This window comes from Sphingomonas rustica (assembly GCF_039652585.1).
In the GTDB taxonomy this organism is placed as follows: Bacteria; Pseudomonadota; Alphaproteobacteria; order Sphingomonadales; family Sphingomonadaceae; genus Sphingomonas; species Sphingomonas rustica.
Genome location: NZ_JBDIZK010000001.1, coordinates 698,111 through 709,796 on the forward strand (window position 1 = coordinate 698,111; position 11,686 = coordinate 709,796).

Consider the following 11,686-nt stretch of genomic DNA (forward strand, 5'->3'; position numbering starts at 1 on the left):
TAGGTCGTGCAGGTCCCATAGCCCCAAAGGTGTAGCCGTGACGAAAGCTTCTCCGCGCTCAACCCGCCCTGAAGATGTTGCCACCGTGCCTGGCCCGGTCCAGCATCAGGAGAGATCATCGGACGCTCCTCACCAGGGTGTTCTGGTAAAAGGCGAGAACGGCGAGGATGGGCCCAAGGCGTTCTACATCCACATCGAGGCCAGGCCGGGCAAGGAGGACGACGTCGTACAGATGCTGCGCGACATCTACGGATGTGTGATGGACGAACCGGCAACCGGTCCGTGGTTCGGCGTCCGCTACTCGCAGACGACGTTCGGAATCTTCGAGGCGTTCCCCAACATCAGGGGCCGAGACGCCCACGTGGCTGGCGGAGGTGGCGACATCTTCCGCGACAACGCCCGGATGAACGAGATCCTCGCCTATCCTGCCCATGTCTACCGAGTGGACGCGCTTCTCAACAAGGCGACGGTTGGGAAGTAGCTCCGAAACGGGGAATGTCCGGTCTCATGGTTCTTCCCGACGCGGCAGCAACGAGATCGGTCATTCAAAAGAGGCCTTTCGCCTGACCTCGATCCCGACCGTCTGATCGTTGAAAGATATTGGGCCGGCAGGCGGTCCGCTCTCGGGCCGTTACGTCGGCCTTGCGACCGACCCTCAAATCCATCCGTCTGCGCCTCAGCTTTCCATATTTCCTAACCCCGGGAATATTGCCGTGCGAATGGCTGAGGTTCGACAGTCGTAAACTTGGCCCAGTCGGTCAGGCCAGTTTGTCGCTCAGATGAACATTGCAATCAGGAGCGCCCAACTCCGGTTCCCCACTGTCGCTCGAGCCATCTCGGATCTTGAACGGGAAAACCAACCATTCGCGAATCGTTCGGGGTGGTACTGTGTCCGCGAGACCGCACTGCGGCCACTCGGCAACTCCCGGGAAATGAGCGGTGCCGAAGAGGCGGTCCCAGACAGTGGTAAACGCTCCGAAATTTTTGTCGAAATGTCTCGGTTCAAGCGAATGATGAATGCGGTGAAACCGATTATCCACCAAGAGGAGCCTCCCACCCCCGAAATTATATCTGGTTGGCGAATGAATGAATGACCCGTGAATATATATTAGGACCGTCACAATCGAGCTTGCCGGACCAGCTTGGCTCGCGACCAGACTTGTCGGGATGAGAATCAACAATGACTGAATTATTGGTTCTGTAATATGGTGATATGAATTGACTGAATTCAGATCTTGAATCGAATGGTGAACCGAATGAAAACGCCAGAGAAATTTATGCTGAAACCGATGGCACCAGTAAAAGAAGAAGTCGTATACGGCGGCTGCTGCAATCGGAGATAGGATCAACGCGGCGGGTCCCGCCCACTCAAATTCGAGAGGGATGCTTACCACGGGTCCGATACCTGCCATCGCCCAGAATTGACGAAAACCCGAAAAAATCAACGTCGAAGTGGGGAGCCATATTGCCCAGAAGATCAATCCCGATATCCGGCAGCGAAGCGTCTGTCGTTCACGGGGTACCAGCACCTCGACTATCGTCATGAGAATGAACGCGAAGCTCCAAGACCAGACATATGCACCCGCGTTGGCGCCGAGGCGCTCAATCAAATCCATAAACGGCATACCGTGGGCGGCGCGTCAATCAATCTTGCGTTGCTCATGAAGTGGCCTACCAGAAGTTTGGCTTTTCGACTGACGATCGCGGTTAGCGACGCGAGTTTAATATCATCAATGAGGGTTAACTAATCGTAAACTTGGCGGCCTATCTGTAGATGCCCCGCCAAGAGATCTATGTGTACGCATAATCACTTAATTTGTGCATTCTGGCGCAAATAATCCAGATTCATCTTGGTTAGACATAGCTGTTGTGTCATTTGGAAGGGGGGAATGGGCTCAAAGGGGCGAGTGGGCGTGGAAACGGGGACCGGCGGTGCTGTGTCGGGCGACGATGAGTCTGACTTCGGCGCTCTGATCTGTCTGGCCATAATATTGGCCATGCATAATATCGCGGTCGATCCACATCAATTGGCTCACAACCTGGGGCATTTCGAGAACATCTCCGCGCAGGACCTCATTCGTAGCGCGATGAGCATAGACGGCGTTCGCGCGAAACTGATCCCCAAATCGTTTGAGAAGCTCGAAAGATTGCCGCTTCCCGCATTAGCGTTTGGAAGTCGCGGGTGGTTCATCATTGGGCGCGCGGATAGCGAAACGGCGCTAATTCAGCATCCAGGTAGTTCGCCGATCAAGATCAGCCGTGAAGCACTTGCCGAGTTGTGGTCGGGAGAATTGATACTAATCACCACCCGCGAGAGCGCGGGACACGGCGGCAAAAATTTCGACTTCACTTGGTTTTTGCCGCAGATTGTAAAGTATCGGCATATTTTTGCGGAAGTCCTACTTCTGACTATGGGGCTAAACCTTCTGGGTTTGGCAGCGCCGCTTTTTTTCCAGAACGTCGTTGACAAAGTTTTGGTCAACCAAACATTTTCGACATTACAGGTGTTGGCACTTGGCCTAGTTTTTGTATCCGCCTGGGAAGTGGTTTTTGGATGGTTGAGGACGAGACTTTTTTCCGAGACGAGCCAAAAACTGGATGTGGAGTTGGGAGCCAAACTATTCCGGCATTTGCTTTCGCTCCCTATCTCATACTTTGAAAATAGGCGGGTCGGAGATACCGTAACCAGAGTTCGGCAACTTGAGCAAATTCGCGAGTTTCTAACCAACGCTTCGCTTACGGTTCTGGTGGATCCGCTGTTCGCAGTCGTGTTCCTGATCGCTATGTGGGTCTATTCGAAGACCCTATTCTGGGTGGTCGTTGCGACCATCCCAGCCTACGTCGCGGTTTCGCTCATGGTTACGGGGCCCCTTCGGCGCCGGCTCGACGAAAAATACGAACGAGGTGCTGCAAACAACGCGCTGCTGGTCGAAAGCGTTTCCGGAATTCAGACGATCAAGGCGTCTGCGGTGGAACCGCAGTGGCAAAATCGTTGGGAGCGTCAACTGGCGGGATACAGCGCTTCGAATCAGCGTGTCATCGACCTCAATAATACGGGGACGCAGGCAATCCAGCTAATCTCCAAGATGGGGCTGGCTGCGATCCTTTATTTTGGTGCTGGTGAGGTAATTGCCGGGACCATGACTGTTGGCAGCCTGATCGCATTCAACATGTTTTCTCAAAGAGTCTCGGGGCCGGTGATCCGCATGTCTCAGCTCTGGCAAGATTTTCAGCAGGTCCGACTTTCCCTTTCACGGCTGGGCGACGTACTCAACACCCCGCAAGAGCCGGGTGCGGGTTCTCGCACAGCATTGCCTTCGATGGTCGGGCACGTCCGATTTGATCAGGTCAGGTTCCGGTACGGGACAGACGGCCCGTGGACGATCGAAGGTGTGAGTTTTCAAGTTCCTGCAGGTGGAACGCTCGGCATCGTGGGCTCATCCGGTTCGGGAAAGTCAACGCTCACGAAGTTGCTGCAGCGGCTTTACACGCCCGCATCGGGCCGCATTTACTTGGACGGCGTGGACATCTCGCAAATCGATCCTGCCTGGCTGCGCCGCCAAGTAGGGGTCGTGCTCCAGGAGAATTTGCTCTTTAATCGATCGGTTCGCGATAACATCGCGCTTGCCAACCCGGCTATGCCGCTGGACAAGGTGATCAGCGCTGCCGAGCTGGCTGGAGCGCATGAGTTCATCCTCGGCCTCCCGCAAGGTTACGATACCTTGATTGAGGAGCGTGGCAGCAATTTATCTGGCGGGCAACGCCAGCGTTTGGCCATCGCCCGCGCGCTGGTCACCGAACCGCGCCTGCTTATTTTTGATGAGGCCACGTCAGCGCTCGACGCTGAGAGCGAAGAGATTATTCAACGCAACCTTAAAGCGATGGCTCGCGGGCGCACCGTGCTTATCATCGCGCACCGCCTCTCTGCCATCCGGCAGTGCGACCGCATTCTGACGCTGGAGCAAGGCCGCATCGTCGAGTTCGGCAGTCACGAGCAGTTGCTGAGCTCGAACGGTCGGTACGCAGATCTGCACCGTCGCCAGGCGGGCCCGTTGCAGGACGCGGCGGCGTGACGACCCTGGCGAAGCGCTGGAGCATGGCTCGGTCGGCGCGTGCAGAAGGCCGCAGAAGCGCCGGCAGGGCCTTCCGTGTGGAGGAGGCCGCATTTCTTCCCGCTGCACTCGAAATCATCGAGAGGCCGGTTTCCCCAACTGCTCGAGTGACATCCTGGGTGTTGTTGGTCGGTCTGGCCGCAACGATCGCGTGGCTTATGCTTGGCCGCATCGACGTCGTCGTGTCTGCTCAAGGAAGCCTCGTGCCCGCCGGCAGTGTCAGAATTGTCCAGCCGTCAGAGGCCGGGATCGTCCGAGCTATTCTCGTCCAGGACGGTCAGCGAGTACGGCGAGGCGAGGCGCTTCTGGAACTGGATACAACGGTATCCGAGGCCGAGTTGACCCAGGCGGAGCGCGCACTCGAGACGGCAGAACTGGATGCCGCTCGTGCCCGCGCAATTCTTTCAGGGATCGACGGGCGGGGGTTCGACTATCGAGCACCCGATGGGGCAAAGGCGGACGTGATCGCAGTTTCTGCGGCCCTGGCCCGTGCGCAGCTCGCCGATGTGAGCGCTCGTGATGCAAGCCAGGCAGCAGACCGCGAAAGGGCGCTAGCGACACTCGCCGAGGCTCAACGCCAAGTCGCAAAACTGTCTGAAACATTGCCGCTTCTGGACGAGCAAATATCGGCGAACGAGCAACTGCTGAAGCAGGGGTATGTTTCCCGACTGCGTGTCCTGGAAATGCGTCGCCAGCGGATTGCCGCCGCCGGCGATCGCGATATCGCATTAGAAAGCGTGCGCAGAGCCCGCGCGGAATTGGCGAGCGCCTCCCAAAGGGGATCGCAGTCAACAGCCGAGGCACGGGCGCGCATACTGGGCGATCTCGAGAAATCCGAAGCGGAGGTCAGATTGCGGCGAGAGGAGCTTGTGAAGGCCCGGCAGCGCTCGCGCCTACAAACGCTTCGTAGTCCGGTCGACGGCACCGTATCACAATTGTCCGTTCACACAGTCGGCGGAGTCGTAGACCCGTCAAAGCCGATAATGATCATCGTGCCGCGATCCGAAGCGCTGGTTGCGGATGTGGTGGTGCTCAACAAGGACATCGGCTTCGTCAAAGCTGGGCAAAGGGTAGTGCTGAAGCTGCAGGCCTTTCCTTTCACACGGCACGGCACGGTTCACGGCACGATCGAGCGTATCGGGGCTGATGCTGTGCAAGATGAAAAGCTTGGCCTAGTCTATCGCGCTCGTGTTGCCTTGGAAAGTCAGACGATTGGTCGCGATAGCCCGATGACGCCGCTCGCAGCCGGGATGTCGTTGACGGCGGACATCCGAACCGGGGAGAGGAGCATCTTCAGCTACCTTATCAGTCCGATTGATGAAGTGACACATGAAGCGGGCCGGGAACGATGAGGTTAGACGGCGGCAGTAGATATTATTCGCGTGATATTACGATTTGGCGGAACGGTGGGAGTACATGAAAGGTGGGAACCAACAATGACGGCCGTGCATCTGCGAATATCTCGATGAGCGACTCGCTTATTGACACGATTGTTGCTTACCTGGGAGCCCGAGAACCAGGGGAAACGAGCTTCTGGAACGAGCTAGCGTTCATGGAGTGTGTGCTGGGAGATATTTCTCCGCTTCGCGCTGATCTTGAATATCTGCTTAATCATGTGGACTCTCCGGTGCACCGCGAGGGGGGGCTTGACGAAGAAACATTCAGGGATTTGGCTCTAGCTCTGCGACAGCGTGCCCGCGTCGCTAACAGCCAGCCAACGCTAAGGCGCGAGGAAGCCGAAACTTGGCAATTCGTTGCCCCCCGCCTTATCGAGCGCAAGCACCAGTCCGCTCCGGGGACTACGATTACAGAGTGGATTGCCCCCTCGCCCGAAAATATTCAGGACGCCAAAGCATATCTAGATCGCTATCATCCCGATGCGGTCCGATATTGGCAAGCGGTATGCCAGCATAACAGCAAACTGACTGCCCAGTCTTATCATGAAAAGGGTATTAGTGGGGAGTACTTCCTAGCCCTACTCTACAATGCGTTGGACCATGTTCGAGAGCGGTCTGCCTCACAAGCGTGGGGCGTCTTGGAAGTAATGGACGTCGCCCGAGAGATCGGCGATCAAGATAGGTTGGGGGAATGACATGGAAAAGTTTATCTACCTCGATACCAATCTCCTCCAGTCTCTGATCGAAGGCGGGATCTACGATTCCGCTCGAGCCGCCGCTGCCGCGCAGGGCTATGAGTTTCGGACGACGACAAAGATAATTCAAGAGTTGGGCGCGAGCCCACACACGTCAGACGAAGTCCGAAATTTCATAAAGAATGCCGAAGCTAACATCAGGACTGAACCACATCCCAGTTCAGCGCCTCCAACTGGGAAGAACGCCGGCGAGTTGGGTATCTGGGAGATTATTAAGGCAGAGCGTGAAGCTGGCATCACTACGAGTGAGATCTGGACAAGCGACGCGGGAATTATGTCGCAGATACGAAGTTCAGTTCAATACCGCGATATACCGATAAAGTCACTGGGCATGCGTCGAGATGTTCATGGCAAACCCGTTCCCAGTGCGATTGAGTTTTTATATGGTCATGATCCCCTGCTCGAACATCAAGCGATTGAGGCCATTAAAACGACCAACATGCCCAATCATAACCTCAATCCCGATCCAACGAAGTTTACCGATAATATAACTAAGTCGGAGATTTTTAGAACGGCTGAGCAGCTCGGGGTCGAACGTTACACGCGCGTCAATGGGCCAATCGTCGAGCAATCCTGGCGATCGACTGGCGACAGGCCTTCAGGCGATTGGAAGACGGACGTCGAACGACGTGCCACCGCAGCGGCCGAGGCTCGCCGCCTGCTGGATGCGGGTCAGCAGAAGTTCAAGAGTGATGTCGACGCCATCAGATCGAATGCAAGTTCATACGATGCTGAGGGCAATTATACCGCTGGGGCGTCCGAAAACCTGGCCCGCGCAAACAAGGCCTTGCAGGCAGCGGGTGTGGCTGCTGGCGTGTGGGATGCCCTGACAACCGGCAACAGGATCAAGGAGCTCAACGCGGAAGGCCGGCACGGGGATGCTGCGATCGTCGCAAACGAATTCCTGGGTCGCATGCTTGGCGGAATGTATGGTGCCGAGCTCGGCATGGCCGTCCTCGGGAAATTCGGTCCTTGGGCCGGCCTATTTGGCGCGCTCGCCGGCGGTGCCGTTGGAGCCATTGTTGGCGAGGAAGCGCTCCGAGCGGCAACGGAATGGATTCTGGAGGCGATCGGTGCTTCGTTCCGGCGCCGTGATCCCCTTGTGCTGGATCTAAATTTTGACGGCGCGCGGTTGACGTCTCTGACAGGGTCAGGCGTGAACTTCGATCTTGACGGCGATGGCTTCGCGGAAAGGACCGGCTGGGTCTCCGCGCGCGACGGCTTTCTTGCGCTCGACCATAATGGTAATGGTCTGATCGATAATGGCCTCGAACTTTTCGGCACGTCTGAAGTCGACGGCTTCACGGTTCTTGCTGAACTCGACTCAAATAACGATCGCGTCATTTCCGCCGCTGATGCGCGATTCTCGGAGTTGCGGGTCTGGCAGGACCTGAATCTGGACGGCGTTAGCCAATCAAGCGAAATCATGACGCTTGCACAGGCGGGCGTCGTTTCAATTAACCTGAACGCGCAGTCCACAAAGCAGGTTCGCGCCGAGAATTCTATCCGCTTCACAGGAAGTTTTACCGGCCCATCCGGCTTGACTGGCGAGGTAATCGCTGTCGATTTTGCGACAGACCAGATTAACACCTCGTTCGTGCTGCCGCCAGATTTCGAATATGATCCGGAAGTATTTGGGCTGCCAAACTTGAGAGGTTACGGACTCCTCCCCGATCTTTGGGTCTCAATGTCCCTTGATCCGGTACTGAAGCAGATGGTCAAGGATCTTATCAATGGAGAGTTCACTTCAATCGATGCTGCGAGCGGGCATCAGACCTCGATCACCCACCCCCCGGTATTGAATGCAAATGGTGGGCTGATCAGAGATGGTTGGATCGAGTATGATTACGAAGCAAGCGCCTTCGACGATATGCTTGCTCGCTGGGCGAGGTTCACCGTCACCGAAAACACGGCGGACAAATATCAGATAGTTTTGTTCGGTGAGGTTTTGGCCAACCGGGTCATCTTCGACCATGTCGCGTTCTTCTCCGGAACACCCGTGACAAATTCCGCCTTTTTTCAAGGCTTTGAAGAACTTTCAGCGGGTTTTGCCGCACGATTTTTCACGCAGGTTCCCGACATGCTCGCGCGTCGGGAAATACTAGCTCTGATCGACGCTTTCTCAAATGCCACTCCAGCGAACGGCGAAGCGTTTTCACTTGCAGAGTATGAAGCACTGGCGTCGCAGGTATTCGCCCAGAGCACCGCGAGTGCATTGGCACTCGATCCGGATCTGGCCCTCCTGCAAGGGCTCACCTGGGATTACAAAACCGACCAGGTAATCGGCGATGCAAAGGGAGTGATTGACAGGCTCATGTCGTCACTGCCGGTCGATCCTCAAGCGCCCTGGGCCGGCTATGCCAACTGGATTCTGGCAAATCGCCTCGCCCTGTCGGTCATCGACCCCGATGGCAGCGTCACATTGGCGAGCTATCGCGCGCACACCGGGAACCATGCGCTTCCGATCCTCGTCGGGCTGCATAATGTTCAGACCGGCACGGCTCAGGCTGACACGCTTTATGGCAGTGCAAATCCATTGTCCGCCGATCTCATGGATGGCGGAGCAGGAAATGACGTGCTGCGCGGCGGCAATGGTGACGACACGTACGTGTTCTACGCCGGAAGTGGTCAGGACATTGTCGAAGATAGCGGCGGTACTCGTGACGAGATCGCCTTCCAGGGCGTGCTGAGCTCAACGGAGGCCAGGTTCAGTTTTGCGGGAAGTTCGAGATCAGACCTCCTGATCAGTTTCGAGGGGCGAGATGAATCGGTCCTAGTCAAAGGCTATTTCACGCAATCCGGCGCAGCCACGATCGAGGCGATAACCTTCGCCGACGGGGTGACGGTCAGTCAGCGCGAGATCCGGGACGCTGCCCTTTACGCAGTGAGCACCAATGGCAACGACACGATCGCGGCTTTCGAGCTGGGGTCTCGCGTTGCTGGTGGCCCTGGAAACGACCTTCTCACTGGCAACGCTGGTAACGATGTCTTTGAGAGCGGGGCCGGCAACGATGTCGTTCAAGGGGGCGGTGGCGACGACACGTACCGCTTCTTCCGCGGTGACGGTGCCGACGTCATCAGCGAATATGAACTTGGTGGGTCCGGGTTCGACACCCTGGAATTCGGAGCCGGTATCTCGGCCGACAACGTGATCGTGTCGCAAACGAATAACGGTCTAGATATTGTCATCAAAGTGGCCGGAACAAATGACCAGGTCACGATCAGCTATGGTAACGGCTGGTATCACCGGCACCGCATCGACCAGGTCGTGTTCCGGGATGGAACGACGTGGTCCTTCGCTCAATTGCTCGAAAGAGCGCGCGCTGCGACGGACGGAAACGATTCGATATTCGGAAGCTTCGATGAAGAGAACATTGGAGGGGGCGCGGGCGATGACGTGATTGTAGCCGGTGACGGAAGTGATCGGATCACGGGTGGAACCGGCAACGACACGCTCTATGGCGGAGGGGGTGCTGACAGCTACTTCTTTAATCTGGGCGATGGCGAAGACGTCATCAATGAATATGAGTATAATGGGAATGGTCACGACCGAATAATATTCGGGCCAGGGATAGATTCTCAGAACATAACGGCGTTACAATCGAACAATGGTCAAGATATCGTACTCAGCATTAATGGTACGACCGACAAGATCACGATCAAATATGGTAATGGCGCAAGCTATAATTATCGGGTTGACGAGGTGGTGTTCTCGGATGGCACGAGTTGGTCATTCGCCGATCTCCTTGCACGTGCGACCATCCCGACCGCTGGCAACGATACCCTTTATGGGAGTCTTGACGGTGAGACATTGTCCGGTGCTGCGGGTGACGACTGGATCAGCGCGGGTGCTGGCAATGACGTCATCGCAGGCGGCGCTGGGAATGATACGCTCTATGGTGGAAGCGGGGACGACACCTACCAATTCAATCCCGGCGACGGACGGGACGTCATCAGCGAGTCCGGGGAGGGTGGCTCCGGCAATGACAGGCTGGTGTTCGGAGCGGGCATCAACGCGAGCGACGTCAGCGTTTCCCAAGCCAATGACGGCTACGACTTCGTGCTCAACATCGCCGGTACGACTGATCAGGTTACCATGCGCTATGGCAACGTGTCGGGCAGCGGCTATCGTATCGAGACGGTAGCTTTCGCGGATGGAACGCTCTGGTCGCTCGCCGATCTCGTAGCGAGGCTGCAAACCCCAGGTAACGACATTATTCGGGGACGACTTGAGAGCGATGTGATCAACGCCGGCGCCGGTGATGACGTGATCCGCGGCGAAGCCGGCAACGACGACCTGTCTGGGGGCACCGGCGACGATACGATCTATGGCGGCGCTGGCGATGACATCTATCGCTTCAACTTGGGCGATGGGCGGGACATCATCAGCGAGTCCGGCGAAGGTGGCTCAGGCAGTGACAGGCTGGTGTTCGGAGCGGGCATCGATCCGAGCAACGTCAGCGTATCCCAAGCCAATGACGGCTATGACTTCGTGCTTAGGGTTGGTGGCAGTACGGACCAAGTTACAATGCGTTACACCAACGTCGCAGGAAACACTTCCCGCATTGAGACGGTCGAGTTTGCGGATGGCACCAGCTGGTCGCTCGGCGACCTTCTCGCACGGCTTCCAACTGAGGGGAATGATACTATTCGCGGCCGACTTGAGGGAGATGTGATCAACGGAGGTGCCGGTAATGACATCATCCGGGGTGAGGGTGGAAACGACGATCTGACGGGCGGAGCCGGCAACGACACGGTTTACGGTGGAGCCGGTGATGACATCTATCGCTTCAATCTTGGCGACGGACGGGACATCATCAGCGAATATGGTGAGGGGGGCTCTGGGCTAGATGCCTTAGTGTTTGGCCCAGGGGTCGATCCGTCCAGTATCGTCGTCTCGCAGGCGAACAATGGACTCGATATCGTGATTGCCATCGCCGGGACGAGCGACCAGGTCACGATCAGCAATGGTAATAATTCAAACGGCAATGCTCGTATCGAAGAAGTTCGGTTTGCGAACGGGACCGTCTGGAGCTTCGCCGATATACTCGCCAGGGCCAGTGGAGGCACTCCAGGTAACGATACGCTGTACGGAAGCAGCTTAGCGGAATCACTTGCCGGTGGAGGCGGTAACGACTGGATTTCCGGTGGCGGCGGCGCCGATATCCTCTCTGGTGGCACGGGCAACGACACCCTCTATGGTGGAGCGGGCGACGACGTCTATCACTTTGACCTGGGCGATGGGCAGGACGTCATCAGCGAATATGGCGAGGGCGGATCCGGCACGGACAAGCTTGTTTTCGGCACCGGCATCAGCGCCAGCGATGTGATCGTGACCCAGGCCGACAACGGCTATGATTTCGTACTCAAGATCGCCGGTACCACCGACCAGGTCACCATGCGGTACGGGAATTACAGCACC

Annotated in this window: 6 protein-coding genes; 5 read left to right on the forward strand and 1 reads right to left on the reverse strand. The window is 56.8% G+C overall.

The genetic code is table 11. The features are described from left to right. Positions 1-37: 37 nt before the first annotated feature. Positions 38-481 (forward strand): hypothetical protein, encoded by a 444-nt coding sequence (locus tag TPR58_RS02930; RefSeq protein ID WP_346245098.1) that lies wholly within the window; start codon positions 38-40, stop codon positions 479-481. A gap of 277 nt (positions 482-758) precedes the next feature. On the opposite strand, the gene TPR58_RS02935 is transcribed toward TPR58_RS02930, so the two are convergent. Further along, positions 759-1,616 (reverse strand): sterol desaturase family protein, encoded by an 858-nt coding sequence (locus TPR58_RS02935; RefSeq protein ID WP_346245099.1) that lies wholly within the window; start codon positions 1,614-1,616, stop codon positions 759-761. Positions 1,617-1,913: 297 nt separating this feature from the next. Between TPR58_RS02935 and TPR58_RS02940 the strand changes: the two genes are divergently transcribed. The 4 genes from TPR58_RS02940 to TPR58_RS02955 all read left to right on the forward strand — a co-directional run. Beyond that, entirely contained in the window at positions 1,914-4,073 is a 2,160-nt protein-coding gene (locus TPR58_RS02940) for a type I secretion system permease/ATPase (protein WP_346245100.1), read from the forward strand. Continuing rightward, positions 4,070-5,464 (forward strand): HlyD family type I secretion periplasmic adaptor subunit, encoded by a 1,395-nt coding sequence (locus TPR58_RS02945; protein WP_346245101.1) that lies wholly within the window; start codon positions 4,070-4,072, stop codon positions 5,462-5,464. Before TPR58_RS02940 ends, TPR58_RS02945 begins: the two co-directional genes overlap by 4 nt. 113 nt (positions 5,465-5,577) lie before the next feature. Beyond that, positions 5,578-6,204, forward strand: coding sequence for a hypothetical protein (locus TPR58_RS02950; RefSeq protein ID WP_346245102.1), 627 nt, complete (start codon positions 5,578-5,580; stop codon positions 6,202-6,204). 1 nt (position 6,205) lies between these two features. Further along, positions 6,206-11,686, forward strand: a 5,481-nt coding sequence (locus tag TPR58_RS02955) for a calcium-binding protein (protein WP_346245103.1), incomplete at its 3' end; no start/stop codon positions are given.